Raw genomic sequence first — 20,387 nt, forward strand, 5'->3', positions numbered from 1 at the left:
CCCCACCCGGATTACCCGGTACGCCCCCGACCCCCCTCAAGTGGTCCAGACCACAGGTGGTTTTCGGCAGCCCTGTCCGCCATCCGGCCACCTCGCGGACAGCGACCGCCCCGACACCTATGCTGGTCGCGTCGGACAGCGCGGTCCGCACGCGTCACACCCGCCACACTGCGCGTGGACCTGTGACGATGAGCCGTTGCCGAACCCCACCACCTCAGGGAGCCAGCCGTGACCGCTCCGGTCCCCGCCCCGGCGGACAGCCCCACCGCCGTCGCCGACAATGCCGCCCTGCGCGCGGACATCCGCCGCCTCGGCGACCTGCTCGGCGAGACGCTGGTCCGCCAGGAGGGCCCCCAGCTGCTGGGCCTGGTCGAACAGGTCCGCCTGCTCAGCCGCACCGACGGCGAGGCCACCGCCGAACTCCTCTCCGACATCGACCTGGACACGGCCGCCAAGCTGGTCCGCGCCTTCTCCACCTACTTCCACCTCGCCAACGTCACCGAGCAGGTGCACCGCGGCCGGGAGTTCGCCACCCGCCGGGCCCGCGAGGGCTCGCTGCTGGCCCAGACCGCCGACCAGCTGGCCGAGGCCGACCCCAAGCACCTCCAGGACACCCTGGCCCACCTCGCGGTCCGCCCGGTCTTCACCGCCCACCCCACCGAGGCCGCCCGCCGCAGCGTGCTCAACAAGCTGCGCCGGATCGGCGAACTCCTCGACCGCATCCACCGCGAGGAGCTCAGCAACGGCCTGGCCGCCGCCGACCCGGCCCGCACCAGCAGCGCCAAGCGCTCCGCCGACCGCCGCCTCGCCGAGGTCATCGACCTGCTCTGGCAGACCGACGAACTGCGCATCGCCCGCCCCGAGCCCACCGACGAGGCCCGCAACGCCGTCTACTACCTGGACGAGCTCTACCGCGAGGCCGTCCCCGTGGTGCTGGAGGAACTGCACGAGGAGCTCGCCCGGGTCGGCCTCAACCTGCCCGACGGCGTGCGCCCGCTGACCTTCGGCACCTGGATCGGCGGCGACCGCGACGGCAACCCCAACGTCACCCCGCAGGTCACCTGGGACGTCCTCAACCTCCAGCACGAGTACGGCATCAAGGACGCCCTCGCCGCGATCGACGACCTGCGCAACACCCTCTCCACCTCCGAGCGGCTGGCCGGCGCCTCGGTCGACCTGCTCGCCTCGCTCAACACCGACCTGCACCGGCTCCCCGAACTCAGCCCCCGCTACAAGCGGATGAACGCCGAGGAGCCCTACCGCCTCAAGGCCACCTGCATCCGGCTCAAGCTGGAGAACACCCGCGAGCGCCTGGCCGGCGGCACCCCGCACGTCGAGGGCCGCGACTACGTCGGCACCCGCGAACTGCTCACCGACCTGCGGCTGATCCAGGACTCGCTGCGCGCCCACCGCGGCGAGCTGATCGCCGACGGCCGCCTCGCCCGCGCCATCCGCACCATCGAGGCCTTCGGCCTCCAGCTCGCCACCATGGACGTGCGCGAGCACGCCGAGGCCCACCACCACGCGCTCGGCCAGCTCTTCGACCGCCTCGGCGAAGAGGCCTGGCGCTACGCCGACATGCCCCGCGAGTACCGGCAGAAGCTGCTCGCCAAGGAGCTGCGCTCGCGCCGCCCGCTGGCCCCCACCCCGGCCCCGCTGGACGAGGCCGGCACCAAGACCCTGGGCGTCTTCAACACCATCCGCCAGGGCTTCGAGCGCTTCGGCGACGAGATCGTCGAGAGCTACATCATCTCGATGTGCCAGGGCGCCGACGACGTCTTCGCCGCCACCGTGCTGGCCCGCGAGGCCGGTCTGATCGACCTGCACGCCGGCATCGCCAAGATCGGCATCGTGCCGCTGCTGGAGACCACCGACGAGCTCCAGCAGGCCGACCGCATCATGGACGAGATGCTGTCCGACCCCTCCTACCGGCTGCTCGTCTCGCTGCGCGGCGACGTCCAGGAGGTCATGCTCGGCTACTCCGACTCCTCCAAGTTCGGCGGCATCACCACCTCCCAGTGGGAGATCCACCGCGCCCAGCGCCGACTGCGCGACGTCGCCCACCGCTACGGCATCCGGCTGCGCCTGTTCCACGGCCGCGGCGGCACCGTCGGCCGCGGCGGCGGCCCCTCCCACGAGGCCATCCTGGCCCAGCCCTGGGGCACCCTGGAGGGCGAGATCAAGGTCACCGAGCAGGGCGAGGTCATCTCCGACAAGTACCTGCTCCCCTCCCTCGCCCGGGAGAACCTGGAGCTGACCATCTCCGCCACCCTCGCCGCCTCCGCGCTGCACACCTCCCCGCGCCAGGCCCCCGAGGAACTGGCCCGCTGGGACGCCGCGATGGACCGGGTCTCCGAGGCCGCCCACACCTCCTACCGCGCCCTGGTCGACCAGGAGGACCTGCCGAAGTACTTCTTCGCCTCCACCCCGGTCGACCAGCTCGCCTCGCTGCACCTGGGCTCCCGCCCGTCCCGCCGCCCCGACTCCGGCGCCGGCCTGGACGGCCTGCGCGCCATCCCGTGGGTGTTCGGCTGGACCCAGTCCCGCCAGATCGTCCCCGGCTGGTACGGCGTCGGCTCCGGCCTCGCCGCCGCCCGCGCGGCCGGACTCGGCGACGTGCTGGACGAGATGCACGGCCAGTGGCACTTCTTCCGCAACTTCCTGTCCAACGTCGCCATGACGCTGGCCAAGACCGACCTGCGGATCGCCCGCCACTACGTCGAGCAGCTGGTGCCCGGCGAGCTGCGGCACATCTTCGACCAGATCGTCGCCGAGCACGACCTCACCCTGCGCGAGGTGCTGCGGCTCACCGGAGAGAGCGAACTGCTGGAGCACAACCCGGTGTTGAAGCAGACCTTCACCGTCCGCGACGCCTACCTCGACCCGATCTCCTACCTCCAGGTCGCGCTGCTGCGCCGCCAGCGCGAGGAGGTGGCGACCGGCCGCCCGGAGGACCCGCTGCGCGCCCGCGCGCTGCTGCTCACCGTCAACGGCATCGCCGCCGGCCTGCGCAACACCGGCTGACCGGGAACGACGGAGGGCCGGTGTCCACCCCCGTGGGACACCGGCCCTCCGTCGTGCTCAACCGCGGTGGACGACCTCGGCCACCAGCGAGCCGTACCGGTCGGTGAACTCCGCCCGCACGCCGTCGGCCGGCTGGGCGACGTCCACCCGCACGCCGGCACCGTCGGTGCACACCGCGACCCCGACGACCGTCACGCCCCGGGACTTCCAGTACGTCGGGGCGTCCGCGGCGATCCGCGCGGCCAGCGCGTCCAGGGCGACCCGGCTCCCGGCGGCGTCCCGGAACTCGATCCGCACCTTCGCCGAGGTCACCCGCTCCCGGACAGCCTGTTCGAAGTCGCCCGCACCGAAGGTGCGCATCACGTAGAGCGTGTGGGCGGCTTCGTCGCTGCACATCCCGAAGTACTGGTCCCGGTACGGGCCGACGGCCAGGTCCGCGATGTCCCGGGAGGCCCGGTAGAGGTCGGGGTCGAACGGGAACCAGGCCCGCGGCTCGGCCGGCGTCACCTGCGGCGGGGGCATGCCCGGCATGCCCGGCTGCGCCAGCAGCGCGGACGGCCCGCCGGTGCCGCCCGGGCCCGAGGTCCCCGACGCCGGCGTTCCGCTCGACCGCACCGGCGGGTAGAAGCCCGGCGTCCGCAGCGAACTCGGGCCCGCCGAGCAGCCGTTCACCGGCCCGGCCGACCACCACGGCGCCGACCCGGTGGCCGCCCCGGCCGTCGGCGTCCCGACCGGCTGCCGCGCCCCGTCCGCGCCCCCACCCAGCTGCCCCACCTGCCCGAGCACCCCCGTCCCGGCCGCCAGCAGCGTCACCGCCGCCACCCCGCGCACCGCGGCCCGGCGCCGCAGCCGCCGCCGTCCGGCCTCGCGCAGCGCCGCCAGCGGCGGGGTGCCGCCCACCGAGCCCGCCCGGGCCCCGAGCCGGGCGACCAGCTCCTCCTCGAATCCGTCCGGTCGCTCAGCCGACATTGCTCATCAACTCCCTCTCGCCGGCCAGTTCCTGGCGAAGCGCCTTCATCGCCCGGGCGAGGTGGGTCTTGGCCGTCGGCAGCGAGCAGCCCAGCTCCTCGGCCACCCTGGCGACCGGGAGGTCCACGTAGTAGCGCAGCACCACCGCCGCCCGCTGGCGCCTGGGCAGCGCCCGCAGCGCCCCGGCCAGCCGCTCGTCCTCGACGTCCGCCGACTCACCAGGGGTATCCGGGAGTTCGGGGGTCAGCACCTCGCGCCGGGTCCGCCGCCAGCGGGACACGTGGGTGCGGACCATCGTGGTACGGACGTACCCCTCGGCGGCCTCCGGGTCGCGGATGGCCGAGCGCCTCGGGTAGACCCGCGCCAGGGCGTCGTGCAGCAGGTCCCGGGCGTCGTGCACGTCCCCGGTGATCAGGAAGGCGCTGCGCAGCAGCGCCCCGTACCGCGCCGCGACGAACTCGTCGAACGGATCGCCGCCGACGCCCTCCGGCCCCCTCGAATCGCGCTTCATACCCACAGGACGCACCGGCCGCCGGAAACGGATGACAAGACGGCGAGGGGCCGGCGCCCACTCCCGTGGACACCGGCCCCTCGCCGCACGTTCCTACTCCGCGGGCTCACCCGCGCGCCGGCGCTTCAACCACAGCGCCGCACCGCCGGCCGCGACCACCAGGCCGCCGCCGACCGCCAGCAGCCCCGCGTCGGGGCCGACCGAGTCGCCGAGCACCGGACCGAACTGCGCCGCCGCGGGCTCCGGCGAGACCACCGGGTCCGGCTCGGCCACCGGATCGGCGTGCGCCACCGCACCGCCGGACAGCAGCATCCCCGCCGCCCCCAGCGCACCGGCCGTGCCGACCCGCCGTCCGAACTGCTTCAGCCGGACCACCCGGAGCCGCCGAAGTCGGCGGACCGGACGCAATCTGCGCATCGAGAACTCCCCAGGACCCGTTCGCGTACCAGGCCGACGCTATCCGATCCCGCACAGGGTTCTCACATGGATTCAGGTTTGCCGGGCAAGCGTTGTACGACTGTTGTGTACCCGGCACACCGCGCACATGACACCGCGTCAGGAACGGTCGGGGTCAGGAGTTGTACGAACCCTGCGCGCGCTCCAGCCCCTCGGACAGCAGCGCCTCCACCGCGTCGGCCGAGCGGTCCACGAACCACTCCAGCTCCTTGCGCTCGGTCGAAGAGAAGTCCTTCAGGACGAAGTCCGCGACCTCCATCCGGCCCGGCGGACGGCCGATCCCGCAGCGCACCCGGTGGTAGTCCGGGCCCAGCGACTTGGTGATCGACTTCAGCCCGTTGTGGCCGTTGTCCCCACCGCCGAGCTTGAGCCGCAGCGCCGCGTAGTCGATGTCCAGCTCGTCGTGGACGGCGATCAGCGCCGAGGCGGGCGCCTTGTAGAAGTCCCGCAGCGCCGTCACCGGCCCGCCGGAGAGGTTCATGAAGGACATCGGCTTGGCGAGCACCACCCGCTTGCCCGCCAGCCGCCCCTCGGCCACCTGCGCCCGGCTCTTGTGCGCCTTGAACTTGGCGCCCATCCGCTGCGCCAGCAGGTCCACCACCATGAACCCGATGTTGTGCCGGTTCCGGGCGTACTGCTCGCCCGGGTTGCCCAGCCCCACCACCAGCCAGGGGCCCTCGTACTCGTCCGCCATCACGCCCTCACTCCTCGCCTGCACGCTCGACGTCATCATCCCGGACACACCACTGCCCCGGCCGCTCCGTCGGGAGCGGCCGGGGCAGCGGTCACAGCTACGGCTTCGTCAGCCGGCCAGGGGGGAGGCTCAGGCCTCGGTGCCCTCGGCCTCGGCGGCCTCGGCGTCGGCGTCGGCCTGCGAGGCCTGGGCGCCGATGACCTGCAGCACGACGGCGTCGGCCTCGACGGCCAGCGAGGTGCCCTTGGGCAGCTCGATGTCACCGGCGGTGATCGAGGCACCGGCCTCCAGGCCCTCGACCGAGACGGTGACCGACTCGGGCAGGTGGGTGGCCTCGGCCTCGATCGGCAGCGCGTTGAGGACGTGCTCCAGCAGGTTGCCGCCCGGGGCCAGCTCGCCCTCGGTGAGGACCGGGATCTCGACGGTGACCTTCTCGCCACGCTTGACCAGCAGCAGGTCGACGTGCTCGATGGTGCGCTTGATGGCCTCGCGCTGGACGGCCTTCGGCAGGACGTACTCGTCCTTGCCCTCGATCGGAACGACCAGCAGGGCGTTCGGGGTCTTGAGGGCCATCATCAGGTCGTGGCTCGGCAGGTTCAGGTGAACCGGGGTGTGGCCGTGGCCGTAGACGACACCGGGGACGAAGCCGGCGCGGCGGGCGCGACGGGCGGCACCCTTGCCGAACTCGGTACGGGTCTCAGCGGCAAGGCGGATCTCGGACACGACTGCACTCCTCGGGAAGACTGGCGCGGGGGTGCAGGCAACGCGAAAAACCGCCGGGACCACACCCTCAGTACGTTCGGGGGTCACTCGGCGGCAACGACTTCTGCCGGCGGACGGAATCCGCTACCGGCAGCGCGTCGATCACGGAGTCGGTGTCCGTCGAGCGGGCACACGACATCCCTCGCCGAGCAGTTTCACGAGTCTAACCGCACCGGCCCCCTCCCGCGAAATCGGCCCCGGCCGGACCCGCGGGAGGGGGCGGCGCCGACCGGCGAACCGCAGGCGGCCCCGGACCGAAGTGGTCCGGGGCCGCCTGTGCGGGCTTCGTCAGTGCACGCCCTCGAAGAGGCTGGTGACCGAGCCCTCCTCGAAGACCTCGCGGATCGCGGCGGCGATCGACGGGGCGATGGACAGCGTGGTGATCTTGTCCAGCTGGAGCTCGGCCGGGGTGGGCAGCGTGTTGGTGAACACGAACTCGCTCACCCGCGAGTTCTTCAGCCGGTCCGCGGCCGGGCCGGAGAGCACGCCGTGGGTGGCGGCCACCAGGACGTCCGCGGCACCGTTCTCGAACAGCGCGTCGGCGGCGGCGCAGATCGTGCCGGCCGTGTCGATCATGTCGTCGACCAGGACGCAGACCCGGTCCTTGACGTCACCGACGACCTCGGCCGACAGGATCGTGTTGGCCTGGGTCATGTCGCGGCGCTTGTGGATGATCGCCAGCGGCGCGTCCAGCCGGTCGCACCACTGGTCGGCCACCTTCACCCGGCCGGCGTCCGGCGAGACGATCGTCAGCTTGGCGCGGTCGACCCGCTCGCCCACGTAGTCGGCCAGCATCGGCAGCGCGAACAGGTGGTCCACCGGGCCGTCGAAGAAGCCCTGGATCTGCGCGGTGTGCAGGTCCACGGCCATCAGGCGGTCGGCACCGGCCTGGCGCAGCAGGTCGGCGATCAGCCGGGCCGAGATGGGCTCGCGGCCGAGGTGCTTCTTGTCCTGGCGGGCGTAGCCGTAGAACGGCAGGATCGCGGTGATGCTCTTGGCGGAGGCCCGCTTCAGAGCATCGATCATGATCAGCTGCTCCATGATCCACTGGTTGATGGGAGCCGTGTGGCTCTGCATCACGAAGCAGTCCGCGCCGCGCGCGGAGTCCAGGAAGCGGACGTAGATCTCGCCGTTGGCGAAGTCCAGGGCCTTGGTCGGGACCAGCTCGGTCCCCAGCGCCTCGGCCACCTCCCTCGCCAGCTCCGGGTGGGCACGGCCGGAGAAGAGCTTCAGCTTCTTCTCACCCGACGTCGTGATCCCGCTCACTGCACCGTCTCCTCGCGTCGCGAACGCTGAACCCCGTCCCCGAGGAGGGCAGGCCAAGCCCGCGCTCACGGGGGATCAGGGAAATGTCGGTACGCCTGGACACGGGCGGTAAGCCCAGTGGCGCACGTATGTCCCCAAGGTTACGCGCCCGCGCAGAAACCGTCCGCCCCGGGATCGACCCGGGGCCGCCCGGCCGGGCGGTCAGGCCTCCGCGGCACCGTCCGTCGCGGCCTGCGCGGCCTGGGCGGACACCGTTCCGGGGCGCTTGCGCTCGACCCAGCCCTCGATGTTGCGCTGCTGCGCGCGGTTCACGCCGAGTGCGCCGGGCGGGACATCGGTGGTGATCACCGAGCCCGCGCCGGTGTAAGCGCCGTCACCGATGGTGACCGGGGCGATGAACATGTTGTCCGAGCCGGTGCGGCAGTGCGCGCCGATCACGGTGCGGTGCTTCTTGACCCCGTCGTAGTTCACGGTGACCGAGGCCGCGCCGACGTTGGTGCCCTCGCCGATCGTGGCGTCGCCGATGTAGGAGAGGTGCGGCACCTTGGCGCCCTCGCCCAGCTCGGAGTTCTTGACCTCGACGTAGGTGCCGACCTTCGCCTTGCGGGCCAGCTTCGCCCCCGGCCGCAGGTAGGCGTACGGGCCGGTGGAGGCCAGCTCGCCGATCTCGGCGCGGTCGGCCGTGGTGTTGCTCACACGGGCGCCGGCGCCGACCAGGGTGTCCTTGAGGGTGGAGTTCGGTCCCACCTCGCAGTCCTCGCCCAGGTGGGTCGCGCCCTGCAGCTGGGTGTTCGGCAGCACGACCGCGTCCGGCTCGTACGTCACCTGGACGTCCAGCCAGGTGGTGGCCGGGTCGACCACGGTGACGCCCGCGCGCATCGCCCGCTCCAGCAGGCGGTCGTTCAGCAGCCGGCGGGCCTGCGCCAGCTGGACCCGGTCGTTGATGCCCAGGATGTCCCGGTGGTCCTCGGCGACCACGGCGCCGACCCGGTGCCCGGCCGTGCGCAGGATCTCCAGGGTGTCGGTCAGGTACTCCTCGCCCTGCGAGTTGTCCGTGGTGAGCTCGGCCAGCGCCTCGGTGAGCAGCTTGGCGTCGAAGGCGAAGACGCCGGAGTTGATCTCGGCGATGGCGCGCTGGGTGGCGGTGGCGTCCCGCTCCTCGACGATCGCCGCGACGGTGCCGTCCTCGTCGCGCAGGATCCGGCCGTAGCCGAAGGGCTCGGGGACGACGGCGGTCAGCACGGTGACGCCGTTCTGCTGCGCCTCGTGCGAGCGGGCCAGCCGGCGCAGGGTGTCGCCGGTCAGCAGCGGCGAGTCCCCGGCGGTGATGATCACGGTGCCGTCCAGGGTCACGCCGTCGGCGGCCAGCGCCTCCAGCGCGGTGCGGACCGCGTGGCCGGTGCCGTTCTGCTCCTCCTGCACGACCGGGCGCGCGACCGGGTAGTGCGCCGCCAGGTGCTCCTCGACCTGCTCGCGCTGGTGCCCGACCACCACGACGAGCTGCCCCGGCGTCAGTTCCCCGGCCGCCGACACCGCATGACCCACCAGCGAACGGCCGCACACCTCGTGCAGCACCTTGGGCAGCTTGTTCGACTTCATCCGGGTCCCGCCACCGGCGGCGAGCACGACAACGGCGGCAAGCGAATTGGCACCCATGCGGGGAGGCTCCTCATTAGGTTCACAGAGAGGCAGAGCAGGCCAGAACGCGGTCCGCACATGTGCTCTGGCAGTTCGAGGATAGTGCGGGGCAGCCGGCCGGAATGCCAGCGGCCCGGCCCGCGCATGCCCGCCCGCGGCCGTACTCAGTGCTCCCGGAGGAGGATTCGAACCCCCATAAGCTGGACCAAAACCAGCTGTCCTGCCCTTAGACGATCCGGGACCGGAGCTCCGCCGCCGGAGACCCGACGGCGCGCTGGGCCAAGACTACGGGGTAGCGCGCCTCACATCTACCACCAATGCCGACCCTCCTGGCCCGTCCGATCCCGGCACGGGAGGGGCTCGGGGTTCATCCATCCAGTCGGGTGAATTCACTCAAGCGCCGCGCGGCGGTGTGTTCCCCTGGACACGGAGCGCAACCTACGATGCCGTAGGTTACGCCAACGTAGGTCCGCTCTGTCCCGCTCCGGGACGCCGCGAAGGGACGCCCATGACCATCCAGGCCGGCGAGGCGAGCGCGGGGGCCGCCGCGCTCCCCGATCCCTCCTCCGATCCCTCCGCCGACGCGGCGACCCGGCTGTCCGCCACCCGCGGCGGGGAGAAGCAGGGCGCCGCCGAGCGGATCGCGCTCGGGCTCTTCATCCTCGTACCGTTCGCCGCCCTGGTCGCCGCCGTCCCGGTGGCCTGGGGGCGGGGGCTGGGGTGGACGGACGTGGCGGTCACCGTCGCCATGTACTTCCTCACCTGTCACGGCATCACCGTCGGCTACCACCGCTACTTCACCCACGGCGCCTTCAAGGCCCCCCGCCCGATGCGACTGGCCCTCGCCGTCGTCGGCAGCCTCGCGGTCGAGGGCCCGCTGGTGCGCTGGGTGGCCGACCACCGCAAGCACCACCGGTTCAGCGACAAGGACGGCGACCCGCACTCGCCGTGGCGCTACGGGGAGAGCGTCCCGGCGCTGATCAAGGGCCTGTGGTGGGCCCACATGGGCTGGATGTTCGACGAGGAGCAGACCCCGCAGCTCAAGTACGCCCCGGACCTGGTCCGCGACCCGGCCCTGCGGCGGATCTCCCGGCTGTTCTGGCTCTGGACCACCATCTCGCTGCTGCTGCCCGCGCTGGTCGGCGGCCTGGTGAGCCTCTCCTGGGAGGGCGCGCTGTCCGCCTTCTTCTGGGGCTCGCTGGTCCGGGTCGCCCTGCTGCACCACGTCACCTGGTCGATCAACTCGATCTGCCACGCCGTCGGCCGGCGCCCCTTCCGCTCCCGGGACCGCTCCGGCAACGTCTGGTGGCTCGCGGTGCTCTCCTGCGGCGAGTCCTGGCACAACCTGCACCACGCCGACCCGACCTCGGCCCGGCACGGCGTGCTGCGCGGGCAGATCGACTCCTCGGCCCGGCTGATCCGCTGGTTCGAGCTGGCCGGCTGGGTCCGGGACGTCCGCTGGCCGGACGCGGAGCGGATCGCCGCCCGCCGCGCCGCATGAGGCGGCGCTTCCAGCATGATGTAGGGGTGAACGGGAGCAGCGCAGACAGCACAGGCGGTCACCACAGCACGCGGACGGACGCGGCGCCCGGACCGGCGCCCGCCCGTCCGCGGGCCGCTGCGACGCCGGGCGCGGCCTCCGACGGCGGCGCCGAACGGGCGCCCGACACCGCCGCCGGCCGGTCCGCGGCCGCCCCGGCCCCGCGCCGCCGGGGCGGCCGGGTCCGGATGACCGGCAAGCAGCGCCGGGAGCAGCTGCTGGAGATCGGCCGGACGGTCTTCGCGGAACGCGGCTACGACGGCACCTCGGTGGAGGAGATCGCCGAGCGCGCCGGGGTGTCGAAGCCGGTGGTGTACGAGCACTTCGGGGGCAAGGAGGGGCTGTACGCGGTGGTGGTGGACCGCGAGATGCAGCTGCTGCTGGACATGGTGACCGGGGCGCTGACCGGCGGGCACTCCCGCGAGCTGCTGGAGCAGGCGGCGTTCGCGCTGATGGACTACATCGACACTTCGACGGACGGCTTCCGGATCCTGGTCCGGGACTCCCCGGTGGCCCAGTCGACCGGCACCTTCGCCTCGCTGATCAGCGACATCGCCACCCAGGTCGAGGACATCCTGGGCCTGGAGTTCAAGTCCCGGGGCTTCGACGCCCGGCTGGCCCCGATGTACTCGCAGATGCTGGTCGGGATGGTCGCGCTGACCGGCCAGTGGTGGCTGGAGGTCCGCAAGCCGGACAAGGCCACGGTGGCGGCGCACCTGGTGAACCTGGCCTGGCACGGACTGGAGGGCCTGGAGCGGCACCCGCGGCTGGTCGGCGAGCGCTCGGCCTGACCGCCCGGGTGCCGCTCGGTCCGGGCTAGCGCTTGACCCCGACGGCGAAGATCCGCCGGAACGGGAAGACCGTCCCGTGCGGCCCGGCCGGGTAGGCCTCGCGCAGCAGCAGCCCGTACTCGGCGAGGAAGGCGGCCCGGTCGGCCGGGTCGGTGAGCCGGCCGAGGACGGGCCGCAGCGCGGTGCCCTTGACCCACTCCAGCACCGGGTCCGGCCCGGGCAGCAGGGTGCTGTAGGTGGTCTCCCAGACATCAGCGGCGCAGCCGGCCGCGGCGAGGGCGTCCAGGTACCGCCCGGGCGGGTGGACGCCGCCCCGGACGGCGTCGGTGCCGAGGGCCTCGCGCCAGCGGGCGCTGCGGCGCAGGTCGGCGAGCAGGGTGTGGCTGGGGGCCTCGAAGTTGCCGGGCACCTGGACGGCGACGACCCCGCCGGGCCGCAGGGCGTCCGCCCAGCGCGCCAGCACCGCCAGGTGTCCGTCCACCCACTGGAGGGTCGCGTTCGAGGCGATCAGGTCGGGCGCGGCCGGGGCCGGGTCGTAGTCGCGGGCGTCGGCGAGCAGGTAGTCGGCGCCGGGCTCGCCCGCGGTGCGGGCGGCCTCCAGCATCGGGGCGGAGTTGTCGACGCCGGTGAGCCGGGCCTCGGGCCAGCGTTCGCGCAGCACGGCGGTGGAGTTGCCGGGGCCGCAGCCGATGTCGAGGACCGTCGGGGCGGGCTCGTTCGGCAGGGCGGGGACCCGGGCGAGCAGGTCGCGCAGCGGGCGGGTGCGTTCGTCGGCGAAGCGCAGGTACTGCGCCGGGTCCCAGACGGGGCTGGTCATGGTTCACCTCGCAGGTATCTCGACATCAAGATATCTCCGAAAAGCCTCGCTGGCACATTTCTCGATGTCAAGAGACTTCACATCGACACATCCACCGATACACTGATCGTCATGGAGGACGAGGTCGACAGGCTGGTCGCAGCGTGGCGCCGGGAGCGCCCCGACCTCGACGTGGAGCCGCTGGAGGTGCTCAGCCGGGTCAGCCGGCTCGCCCGCCACCTCGACCGCGCCCGCCGCACCGCCTTCGCCGAGCACGGCCTGGAGCCCTGGGAGTTCGACGTCCTGACCGCCCTGCGGCGGGCCGGCTCCCCGTACCAGCTCTCCCCCGGCCAGCTGCTCACCCAGACCCTGGTCACCTCCGGCACCATGACCAACCGGATCGACCGCCTCACCGGCAAGGGCCTGGTCAAGCGCCTGCCCGACCCCGACGACCGCCGCGGTGTGCTCGTCCGGCTCACCGACGACGGCCGCGACCGCGCCGACCAGGCCCTGGCCGGCCTGCTCGCCCACGAACGCGAACTGCTGGCCCAGCTCAGCTCCGGCCAGCAGGGCGAACTCGCCGCCCTGCTGCGGCTGCTGGTCGCCCCCTTCGACAACATCCCGGGCTGAACGGGCCGAACGGGCTGCGCTGGCTGCGCTGGCAGGACGTCCCCGACGGCGTCGCTACGGCGCGGAGGCGATCGACGGCGGCACGGCCGGCTCCGCCGGACTGACCCCGGCCCGCCGGGCCACCGCCACGGCGGCCAGCGTGGAGTGCACCCCCAACTTCCCCAGCACGTTCTGCATGTGGGTGCGGACGGTGTGCGGCGACAGGTACAGCCGCTCCGCCACCGCCTGCCGGCCCAGGCCCGCCACCATGCAGCGCAGGATCTGCTTCTCCCGCGGGGTCAGGGTGTCGACCAGCCGCTCGCTCTCGGTGCGGTCCCGCCGGGCGGTGGTGAGCTCGCGGATCACCCCGGTGAGCAGCGCCGGCGGCAGATGGGTCTCGTCCCGCAGCACGCCCCGGACCACCGCGAGCAGCCGGGCCAGCGAACTCTCCTTCGCCACCCAGCCGGTGGCGCCCGCGTGCAGCGCCCGGGCGGCCCGGTGCGGGTCGTCCGCGGTGGCCAGCACCACCGCGCGCAGCCCCGGATGGGCCCGGCGGAGCCGGCCCAGCAGGGCGATGCCGTCCGGCGGCGGGGCCGCGGGCCGCAGCTGCTCGGCGCGCGGCTGGTCGGCGGTGCGGGCCGGGACCGTCGGGACCGTCGGCACGATGCCCGTCCGGCGCGGCGGCGGCACCGCCGGGGCCGGGCGGCGCCGGGCCTCCTCGACCGCTTCCGGCCCGGGCCGGGCCCGGGCCGCCGGGGCGGCCGCCTCGGCCCCCAGGTCGGCGTCGATCAGCGCCACGTCGTAGCCCCGCCCCTCGGTCGCCGCGCGCTCCAGCGCCCGCTCGGCGGCGGCCGCGCTGCCCGCCGCGCCCACCTCCACGTCGGGCTCGGCGGCGAGGGCCGCGGCCAGTGCCTCGGCGAAGATCCGGTGGTCGTCGACCACCAGGACCCGGATCCGCCCCATCGTCACTACCCCCTGCTCAGAGCGCCCGAGCCCGGGAGCGGGGACCGGTCCGGCGTCCGCGTTCCGGACCCGCCGTTCCGCCCGCCCACCGGTGGCCGGTGAAGCCGAAAGGACGCCGGCCCCCACCGGTACCGCACTCAGCGTACGGGCCGGGAAACGCCCCCGTGGCGGTTCGGTGAAGTTTCGTCAGGAGGTACGTGAGGGGCCGGACCCGCCCGGCCGGACGGCCCCGGGACGCGTCGCCACGCCCCGGGGCCGTCCTTCGACCGCGTGCCTACCGGCCGCTCTTCTCCAGGGCGAACTTCCAGGCGTCGGCGACGATGTCGTCCAGCTCCGGGCGGCGCGGCGTCCAGCCCAGCTCCCGGTGGGCGCGCTCGGCGGAGGCCACCAGCACGGCCGGGTCGCCCGCGCGGCGACCGGCGACCTGCACCGGGATCTCCCGGCCGGTGACGCGCTTGACCGACTCGATCACCTCGTGCACCGAGAAGCCGCTGCCGTTGCCCAGGTTGCAGATCAGGTGCTCGCCCGGCTTGGCGGCGTCCAGCGCCAGCAGGTGCGCGTCGGCCAGGTCCGCGACGTGGATGTAGTCGCGGATGCAGGTGCCGTCCGGGGTCGGGTAGTCGTCGCCGAACACCGAGATGTGCGGACGCTGACCGAGCGCGGCCTGGAAGACCAGCGGGATCAGGTGCGACTCGGGGTCGTGCCGCTCGCCGTAGACGCCGTACGCGCCCGCCACGTTGAAGTAGCGCAGCGAGACGGCGGCCAGGCCGTGGGCGACGGCCTCGCTGGTGATCATGTGGTCCATGGCGAGCTTGCTGGCGCCGTAGGTGTTGGTCGGCGAGGTCCGGGCGGTCTCGGCGATCGGCACGACCTCCGGCTCGCCGTACACGGCCGCGGTGGAGGAGAACACCAGCTTGCGCACGCCCGCCGCGCGCATCGCGGTGATCAGCTCCAGCGAGCCGGCCACGTTGTTGCGCCAGTACTTCTCCGGGTCCACGACCGACTCGCCGACCTGCGAGGAGGCGGCGAAGTGCAGCACGCCGTCGAAGGAGCCGTCCAGCACCCGGCCGGCCTCCTGGATCCGGCCCTCGACGAACTCGGCTCCGGCCGGGACGCCCTCGCGGAAGCCGGTGGAGAGGTCGTCCAGGACGGTCACCTGGTGACCCGCCTCCAGCAGGTGAGCGGCCACCACGCTGCCGACGTAGCCGGCGCCACCCGTGACCAGGTACTTACTCATGATGAGACCTCCAGCGGGCGATGGTCCGCCCGGTCGGCGGCGCCATCGACGGAATGCGTACGACTGCGCTCAATTGTCCCTGCCCGTCGGGGTGCTCCCGACCACCGGGGCGCTCGCTCCCGCGCTTTCTCACCCACTCCTCAGCCGGGCTCCACGCCCTTCCTCAGCCGCCGGCCATCCGCTCCAGCAGACCGGTGCGCGCGGCCACCGCGGCCGCCTCCAGCCGGGTCCGCGCGCCGAGCTTCATCAACACCCGCTGCACGTGGGTACGGGCGGTGCTCGCGGCGATCCGCATCCCGGCGGCGATCGCCGCGGTGTCCTCGCCGTCCGCGATCCGGGCCAGCACCTGCACCTCACGGCGGGTCAGCAGCCGCAGCAGCCGGACCGCCTCGTCGTCCGGCTCCGCCACCGGGCGCAGCAACTGGTCGAAGGCCCCGCGCAGGACGTCCACCGCCACCGCGGCCTCACCCGCCCGGGCCCGCCCGATCGCCCGCTCGACCACCTCGATCCGCTCGTCGCTGGGCACGTAGCCCGCCGCCCCGGCCGCGAACGCACAAGCCACGCCCCGGAGTTCACCGACCGGCCCGAGCACGATCACGGCCACCTCGGGGCGCTCCCGGCGGATCCGGCGCAGCCCGTCGAAGGCCCCCGGCTCGCCCGGCGCGGTCACCCCCAGCAGACACACCTCGGGCCGCCGCCCAGCCACCAGATCGGCCGCGACACCGGCCGGCGAGCCGACCGCGAGCACCCGGTGGCCGCGCAGTTGCAGCGCGGTGGCCAGCGCCTCGGCCAGCAGCCGGTGGTCGTCGACCACCACGAGTCGAACACCCATGACGCCCTCCCGGTCGGGGTCCGGCTCGCGCCCGCACCCCTCGGGCGGGCGGCCGATGACGCACCATCACAGCGCATTCCGTGCCCGACCCGCTAGGTCACCGCGTGTCGCGGGCCCGCACCGCATCCGTTGCGCAGAACGCGAAAGACCCCCGCCGCGAGGCGAGGGTCTTTCAGTGGAGCCCCCATGCGGAATCGAACCGCAGACCTTCTCCTTACCATGGAGACGCTCTACCGACTGAGCTATAGGGGCTTGGCCTTGCGTTTCCGCCTGGCCGGTCGAACAAGGAAGACATTACACGGCCGTCGGCCCGGAAGGGAAATCGGCTCCGCACCGGGCGCGCGCTGCGGCCGGCCCTCGGCGTGGGCCGCGGTCAGCCCCGACGTGCACGGCGGTCAGCCCTCGGTGTGCGCGGCGCTCAGCCCTCGGCGTGCGCGGCGCTCAGCCCTCGGCGTGCGCCGCGTCGAACTCCTCGCGGGCCGCGAGCATCTGCCGGGCGCGCCGCTCCGTCCAGTGCCCGAGCGGGGCGACCAGCTCGGCCAGCTCCCGACCGAGCGGCCGCAGGTCGTAGACCACCCGCGGCGGCGTCTCCGGGAAGACCGTGCGCAGCACCAGGCCGCTGCGCTCCAGGTTGCGCAGCGACTGGGTGAGCATCTTGCGGCTGACCCCGCCGACCCCGCGCTGGAGTTCGGAGAAGCGCTGCGGCCCGCAGGCGGACAGGCTCATCAGGATCAGCATCGACCACTTGTCGGCGAGCTCCGCGAACAGCTCGCGGCTGGGGCAGAGCTGGGCGAAGACGTCGAGCTCCAGCCTCCCGCACTGTTCGGCCCCGGTTTGGACCGTTTCCTCCGTCGTCATACGCCCAGGGTAGACCCGTGGTCTCCGATCCGCACCTGGTCTCCAGCAGAGACCTGGTCTATATTAGAGACTGTTCGACGGACCGGGTCCGCCCCGATCCGTCACCTTTGCCCCTCGCCCTCACGCCTTCCGCCCACAGGAGTGCCCGCATGACCGCCGTCCGCCCGACCGTCGCCCTCGCCTACCACTCCGGCTACGGCCACACCGCCGTGATCGCCGAGGCCGTCGCCCGCGGCGCCGCCGCCGCTGGTGCCGAGGTCATCACGATCGCCGTCGACACCATCACCGACGAGCAGTGGGCCCAGCTGGACGCCGCCGACGCGATCGTCTTCGGCTCCCCCACCTACATGGGCACCGCCTCCGGCGCCTTCCACGTCTTCGCCGAGGCCACCAGCAAGCGCTGGTTCACCTACGCCTGGAAGGACAAGGTCGCGGCCGGCTTCACCAACTCCGCCTCCAAGAGCGGCGACAAGGCCGGCACCCTCGGCTTCTTCCAGACCCTCGCCGCCCAGCACGCCATGACCTGGGTCAACCTCGGCCTCAAGCCCGGCTGGAACGCCACCACCGCCTCCGAGGACGACCTCAACCGCCTCGGCTTCTTCAACGGCGCCGCCGCCTCCTCGCCGTCCGACGCCGGCGCCGAGGGCGTCCACAAGGCCGACATCGCGACCGCCGAGCACCTGGGCGAGCGCGTCGCCCAGCACACCGCCATCGTGCTGGCCGGCCGCGCCGCCCTGGCCGGCTGACCCCACCCCCGCACGGCTACGCCGCCGGGTCCGTCCCCAGGACGGGCACCCGGCGGCGTCCGCCGTCCACCGCCGCCAACTCGGCGCCCGTGGTGTCCGGCAACAGCCACAGACACCCCAGGGCCAGCAGCCCCAACACCGCCAGGTACCAGCCGACCGGCTGCGCCGTCCCGTACTCCTCCGTCAGCCGCGTCGCCACCAGCGGCGTCATCCCCCCGCCGAGCACACCGCCCAGGTTGTACGTCAACGCGGCGCCCGTGTAGCGCACCCGGGTCGGGAACAGCTCCGGCAGGAACGCCGCCACCGGGCCCATCAGGCACCCCAGCACCACCAGCGCCCCCGCCAACGCCAGGAACATCAACGGCCGGCGCACCGTCTCCAACAGCGGGAACAGCACCAGCGACCACCCCGCCACCAGGCCCGTCGCCCACCGCATCGTCCGCCGCCGCCCCCACCGGTCACTGTGCGAGGCGCTCAGCCACACCGTCGCGGCACCACCCACCGAGCCGACCAGCAGCATCGCCAACACCAGCGTGCTCGCCACCCCCAGACCGGACGTCGCGTACGCCAACGCGTAGGTGGTGGTCAGGTAGAACAACGCGTACCCGACCGTGATCGCCCCGCCACCCGCCAACACCGGCCGCCAGTGCTCCCGCAGCAGCTCCACCACCGGCGGACGCTCCCGCCGCTCGTCCGCCCGGAACAACGGCGTCTCCGCCAGGCGCAGCCGCACGAACAGCCCCACCGCCACCAGCGCCAGCGAGGCCACGAACGGCACCCGCCACCCCCACGCCCGGAACGACCCCTCGTCCAGCCCCAGTTGCAGCGCCAGGAACGCCCCGTTCGCCAACACGAACCCGCCCGACGGCCCCAACTGCAGGAACCCGCCGTACCGCCCGCGCCGCCCGGGCGGCGCGTTCTCCGCGATCAACAGCGCCGCCCCGCCCCACTCCCCGCCCAACCCGACGCCCTGGCACACCCGCAACACCACCAGCAGCGCCGGCGACCACCACCCCCACACCGCGAACCCCGGCAACAACCCCACCGCCGCCGTCGCCAAGCCCATCAGCAGCAGCGACACCACCAACGTCGCCTTCCGCCCCACCCGGTCCCCGAAGTGCCCGAACACCACCGCCCCCAACGGCCGGGCCAGGAACGCCACCGCGTACACCGAGAAGGCCGCCAACAGCGACCCCACCCCACCCAGCCCGGGAAAGAACACCGGCCCGAACACCAGGGCCGCCGCCGTCCCGTACAGGAAGAAGTCGTAGAACTCGATCGCCGTCCCGATCAACGCCGCAGCCGCGGCCCGCCGCAACTGCCCTGCCCGCCAAGCACCCTCCGCATCCATACCGCCACCCTCACCGCCACCCAGGCCCCCCCACCAGCCCCCACCCGAGTGACTCCGGCGCACACCCCAACCCCCCACGCCCACCAAAAAGCCCGGGCGCCGCCCCCGCGACACCCGGGCCCATCCGCCCCCAACCCGCCTACCGCGCGTACGGGTTGTCCCCCGGCGGCACCGGCGGCTGGTACGCCGGCGGCACGGCCGCCTTCCGCCGCCTCAACACCGCGAACACCACCCCGGCCACCACCAACAGCCCGGCCACCACCCCACCCACGAGCGGCAGCGAACCACCCGACCCGGACGACGCCTCACCCTTCGGCTGCACCGTCGGCGCACCCACCGCCACATCGGATGGACTTCCGACGGGGCTCGGCGCCGACGACGGGGCCGAGGAAGCAGCAGACGCAGACGGGCTCGCCGAGGGCGCAGGATCCGTCACCGGCACCGGAGACACATCCGCCGGGCCGGGATCGCCCGGATTCGTCAGAGCAACCCGGGGCCGCACGGAACCGTAGCCCCCGAGATCGTTACGGACAGACCCGTCCTGAGCCTTCCCCGCCGTATTGATAAGAACCCGAAGAATCTGATTCGCAGTCCAGTCCTTGTGAACCGACCAGACCAAAGCAGCGGAAGCAGATACCAGGGCTGCCGAGTCGGATGTGCCGTGACTCTTGCAGTATCCGGTATCGGCAGCGCAAGCGGCAACAATATCCATACCGGGCGCCGTGAGAATAACCTGCGGCCCCTGCTCCGATTCGGAGGTCACCATCGCATCGTGATCAACTGCCCCGACGCCGACCACATTCGGCAGGCCCCCGGGGTAGGAGACCGGGTTCCCCGACTGCGCCTCATTCCCCACACTTGCCACGACCAACGCCCCCCGGGCCCTCGCCTGCGCGAGAATCCGGCTCAGTTTCGCCACGTCGTCCGGAGAAAACCTGACCTCATCCATTCCTTGCGAGATATTGATGACTTTTGCGCCCTGGTCCACCGCATAAGTCACCGCCTGGCCGATCTGGTCAAGAAAATCGGTCGGAGATGCCCCTCCAACCGAACCGTTATTAATCTTGAGCGGAAGGATCTTTGCCCCTGGAGCCAGGCCATAGGCGCCTGTTCCTCCCACACTCCTACCGGTGCCGGCGATCAGGCTCGCCATCTCCGTACCATGCCCGTCAGCATAGGAGCCCACACCACCAGAGCTGCCGCTGAAGTCCTTGCCGGGCAGGAACTGACCCACCAGGTCCGGGTGATCCAGCTTGAATCCCCCGTCGATCACCGCAACGGTGATCCCCTGCCCGGTGGAAATCCTCCACATGTCGGGAGCCTTCATGGCATCCAGGTGCCACT

19 protein-coding genes and 2 tRNA genes are annotated in these 20,387 nt (G+C 72.9%); 5 read left to right on the top strand and 16 right to left on the bottom strand.

Annotated elements, in window-relative coordinates:
- The first annotated feature begins 228 nt into the window (after positions 1 to 228).
- A complete protein-coding gene (gene ppc / locus ACFVXG_RS07310; RefSeq protein ID WP_387925183.1) occupies positions 229 to 3,024 on the top strand; it encodes a phosphoenolpyruvate carboxylase in 2,796 nt (931 codons plus the stop codon).
- Between the two features lie 57 nt (positions 3,025 to 3,081).
- Here the strand turns inward: ppc and ACFVXG_RS07315 are convergent, their stop codons facing one another.
- The 8 genes from ACFVXG_RS07315 to ACFVXG_RS07350 all read right to left on the bottom strand — a co-directional run bounded on the left by ACFVXG_RS07315 (position 3,082) and on the right by ACFVXG_RS07350 (position 9,561).
- Complete coding sequence (locus ACFVXG_RS07315) at positions 3,082 to 3,993, bottom strand: hypothetical protein (protein ID WP_387925185.1); 912 nt, start codon at positions 3,991 to 3,993, stop codon at positions 3,082 to 3,084.
- The gene (locus tag ACFVXG_RS07320; protein WP_387925187.1) at positions 3,983 to 4,504 is read right to left on the bottom strand and encodes a SigE family RNA polymerase sigma factor; all 522 of its coding nucleotides are present in this window, start codon (positions 4,502 to 4,504) and stop codon (positions 3,983 to 3,985) included. Before ACFVXG_RS07320 ends, ACFVXG_RS07315 begins: the two co-directional genes overlap by 11 nt.
- Positions 4,505 to 4,597: 93 nt before the next feature.
- On the bottom strand, positions 4,598 to 4,921 hold the full coding sequence (locus ACFVXG_RS07325) for a hypothetical protein (protein ID WP_387925189.1): 324 nt from the start codon (positions 4,919 to 4,921) through the stop codon (positions 4,598 to 4,600).
- Positions 4,922 to 5,075: 154 nt separating this feature from the next.
- Positions 5,076 to 5,654, bottom strand: a complete 579-nt coding sequence (gene pth / locus ACFVXG_RS07330) for an aminoacyl-tRNA hydrolase (protein WP_387925191.1) — start codon at positions 5,652 to 5,654, stop codon at positions 5,076 to 5,078.
- Between the two features lie 129 nt (positions 5,655 to 5,783).
- Complete coding sequence (locus ACFVXG_RS07335; RefSeq protein ID WP_387925193.1) at positions 5,784 to 6,377, bottom strand: 50S ribosomal protein L25/general stress protein Ctc; 594 nt, start codon at positions 6,375 to 6,377, stop codon at positions 5,784 to 5,786.
- Between the two features lie 327 nt (positions 6,378 to 6,704).
- On the bottom strand, positions 6,705 to 7,682 hold the full coding sequence (locus ACFVXG_RS07340; protein WP_387925195.1) for a ribose-phosphate diphosphokinase: 978 nt from the start codon (positions 7,680 to 7,682) through the stop codon (positions 6,705 to 6,707).
- Positions 7,683 to 7,883: 201 nt separating this feature from the next.
- The gene (glmU, locus tag ACFVXG_RS07345; RefSeq protein ID WP_387925197.1) at positions 7,884 to 9,338 is read right to left on the bottom strand and encodes a bifunctional UDP-N-acetylglucosamine diphosphorylase/glucosamine-1-phosphate N-acetyltransferase GlmU; all 1,455 of its coding nucleotides are present in this window, start codon (positions 9,336 to 9,338) and stop codon (positions 7,884 to 7,886) included.
- A gap of 152 nt (positions 9,339 to 9,490) precedes the next feature.
- A tRNA-Gln gene (locus ACFVXG_RS07350) sits at positions 9,491 to 9,561 on the bottom strand.
- Positions 9,562 to 9,828: 267 nt separating this feature from the next.
- On the opposite strand from ACFVXG_RS07350, the gene ACFVXG_RS07355 reads away from it, so the two are divergent.
- Together ACFVXG_RS07355 and ACFVXG_RS07360 are read left to right on the top strand one after the other, a co-directional pair.
- Positions 9,829 to 10,821 (top strand): acyl-CoA desaturase, encoded by a 993-nt coding sequence (locus tag ACFVXG_RS07355; protein ID WP_387925199.1) that lies wholly within the window; start codon positions 9,829 to 9,831, stop codon positions 10,819 to 10,821.
- 227 nt (positions 10,822 to 11,048) lie between these two features.
- Positions 11,049 to 11,651, top strand: a complete 603-nt coding sequence (locus tag ACFVXG_RS07360; protein WP_387925752.1) for a TetR/AcrR family transcriptional regulator — start codon at positions 11,049 to 11,051, stop codon at positions 11,649 to 11,651.
- A gap of 25 nt (positions 11,652 to 11,676) precedes the next feature.
- On the opposite strand, the gene ACFVXG_RS07365 is transcribed toward ACFVXG_RS07360, so the two are convergent.
- Positions 11,677 to 12,468 (bottom strand): methyltransferase domain-containing protein, encoded by a 792-nt coding sequence (locus ACFVXG_RS07365; protein ID WP_387925201.1) that lies wholly within the window; start codon positions 12,466 to 12,468, stop codon positions 11,677 to 11,679.
- 111 nt (positions 12,469 to 12,579) lie between these two features.
- On the opposite strand from ACFVXG_RS07365, the gene ACFVXG_RS07370 reads away from it, so the two are divergent.
- Positions 12,580 to 13,077: a MarR family winged helix-turn-helix transcriptional regulator gene (locus ACFVXG_RS07370; RefSeq protein ID WP_380411794.1), complete on the top strand. Its 498-nt coding sequence runs from the start codon at positions 12,580 to 12,582 to the stop codon at positions 13,075 to 13,077.
- A 54-nt stretch (positions 13,078 to 13,131) separates the two neighbouring features.
- Here the strand turns inward: ACFVXG_RS07370 and ACFVXG_RS07375 are convergent, their stop codons facing one another.
- The 5 genes from ACFVXG_RS07375 to ACFVXG_RS07395 all read right to left on the bottom strand — a co-directional run bounded on the left by ACFVXG_RS07375 (position 13,132) and on the right by ACFVXG_RS07395 (position 16,946).
- A complete protein-coding gene (locus ACFVXG_RS07375) occupies positions 13,132 to 14,019 on the bottom strand; it encodes a LuxR C-terminal-related transcriptional regulator (RefSeq protein WP_387925203.1) in 888 nt (295 codons plus the stop codon).
- 274 nt (positions 14,020 to 14,293) lie between these two features.
- Positions 14,294 to 15,259 carry a UDP-glucose 4-epimerase GalE gene (gene galE / locus ACFVXG_RS07380; RefSeq protein WP_387925754.1) on the bottom strand — a complete coding sequence of 322 codons (966 nt, stop codon included), beginning with the start codon at positions 15,257 to 15,259 and terminating at the stop codon, positions 14,294 to 14,296.
- 160 nt (positions 15,260 to 15,419) lie between these two features.
- Positions 15,420 to 16,088 carry a response regulator transcription factor gene (locus tag ACFVXG_RS07385; RefSeq protein WP_350509078.1) on the bottom strand — a complete coding sequence of 223 codons (669 nt, stop codon included), beginning with the start codon at positions 16,086 to 16,088 and terminating at the stop codon, positions 15,420 to 15,422.
- Positions 16,089 to 16,264: 176 nt separating this feature from the next.
- Positions 16,265 to 16,340 (bottom strand) — tRNA-Thr (locus ACFVXG_RS07390).
- A 189-nt stretch (positions 16,341 to 16,529) separates the two neighbouring features.
- Positions 16,530 to 16,946: a winged helix-turn-helix transcriptional regulator gene (locus ACFVXG_RS07395; protein WP_387925205.1), complete on the bottom strand. Its 417-nt coding sequence runs from the start codon at positions 16,944 to 16,946 to the stop codon at positions 16,530 to 16,532.
- 149 nt (positions 16,947 to 17,095) lie between these two features.
- On the opposite strand from ACFVXG_RS07395, the gene ACFVXG_RS07400 reads away from it, so the two are divergent.
- Complete coding sequence (locus ACFVXG_RS07400; protein WP_387925207.1) at positions 17,096 to 17,692, top strand: flavodoxin family protein; 597 nt, start codon at positions 17,096 to 17,098, stop codon at positions 17,690 to 17,692.
- A gap of 16 nt (positions 17,693 to 17,708) precedes the next feature.
- On the opposite strand, the gene ACFVXG_RS07405 is transcribed toward ACFVXG_RS07400, so the two are convergent.
- The gene (locus ACFVXG_RS07405; protein WP_387925209.1) at positions 17,709 to 19,043 is read right to left on the bottom strand and encodes an MFS transporter; all 1,335 of its coding nucleotides are present in this window, start codon (positions 19,041 to 19,043) and stop codon (positions 17,709 to 17,711) included.
- Positions 19,044 to 19,182: 139 nt separating this feature from the next.
- Positions 19,183 to 20,370 (bottom strand): S8 family serine peptidase, encoded by a 1,188-nt coding sequence (locus tag ACFVXG_RS07410; RefSeq protein WP_387925211.1) that lies wholly within the window; start codon positions 20,368 to 20,370, stop codon positions 19,183 to 19,185.
- Between the last annotated feature and the right edge of the window lie 17 nt (positions 20,371 to 20,387).

It is taken from the genome of Kitasatospora sp. NPDC058162 (assembly GCF_042884005.1).
Taxonomy (GTDB): domain Bacteria; phylum Actinomycetota; class Actinomycetes; order Streptomycetales; family Streptomycetaceae; genus Kitasatospora.

Coding starts and splice junctions, on each gene's coding strand:
- ACFVXG_RS07315 (WP_387925185.1), bottom strand. CDS start 3,993: ATGTCGGCTGAGCGACCGGACGGATTCGAGGAGGAGCTGGTCGCCCGG.
- ACFVXG_RS07320 (WP_387925187.1), bottom strand. CDS start 4,504: ATGAAGCGCGATTCGAGGGGGCCGGAGGGCGTCGGCGGCGATCCGTTC.
- ACFVXG_RS07325 (WP_387925189.1), bottom strand. CDS start 4,921: ATGCGCAGATTGCGTCCGGTCCGCCGACTTCGGCGGCTCCGGGTGGTC.
- pth (WP_387925191.1), bottom strand. CDS start 5,654: ATGGCGGACGAGTACGAGGGCCCCTGGCTGGTGGTGGGGCTGGGCAAC.
- glmU (WP_387925197.1), bottom strand. CDS start 9,338: ATGGGTGCCAATTCGCTTGCCGCCGTTGTCGTGCTCGCCGCCGGTGGC.
- ACFVXG_RS07355 (WP_387925199.1), top strand. CDS start 9,829: ATGACCATCCAGGCCGGCGAGGCGAGCGCGGGGGCCGCCGCGCTCCCC.
- ACFVXG_RS07360 (WP_387925752.1), top strand. CDS start 11,049: ATGACCGGCAAGCAGCGCCGGGAGCAGCTGCTGGAGATCGGCCGGACG.
- ACFVXG_RS07365 (WP_387925201.1), bottom strand. CDS start 12,468: ATGACCAGCCCCGTCTGGGACCCGGCGCAGTACCTGCGCTTCGCCGAC.
- ACFVXG_RS07370 (WP_380411794.1), top strand. CDS start 12,580: ATGGAGGACGAGGTCGACAGGCTGGTCGCAGCGTGGCGCCGGGAGCGC.
- ACFVXG_RS07375 (WP_387925203.1), bottom strand. CDS start 14,019: ATGGGGCGGATCCGGGTCCTGGTGGTCGACGACCACCGGATCTTCGCC.
- ACFVXG_RS07385 (WP_350509078.1), bottom strand. CDS start 16,088: ATGGGTGTTCGACTCGTGGTGGTCGACGACCACCGGCTGCTGGCCGAG.
- ACFVXG_RS07395 (WP_387925205.1), bottom strand. CDS start 16,946: ATGACGACGGAGGAAACGGTCCAAACCGGGGCCGAACAGTGCGGGAGG.
- ACFVXG_RS07400 (WP_387925207.1), top strand. CDS start 17,096: ATGACCGCCGTCCGCCCGACCGTCGCCCTCGCCTACCACTCCGGCTAC.
- ACFVXG_RS07405 (WP_387925209.1), bottom strand. CDS start 19,043: ATGGATGCGGAGGGTGCTTGGCGGGCAGGGCAGTTGCGGCGGGCCGCG.
- ACFVXG_RS07410 (WP_387925211.1), bottom strand. CDS start 20,370: ATGAAGGCTCCCGACATGTGGAGGATTTCCACCGGGCAGGGGATCACC.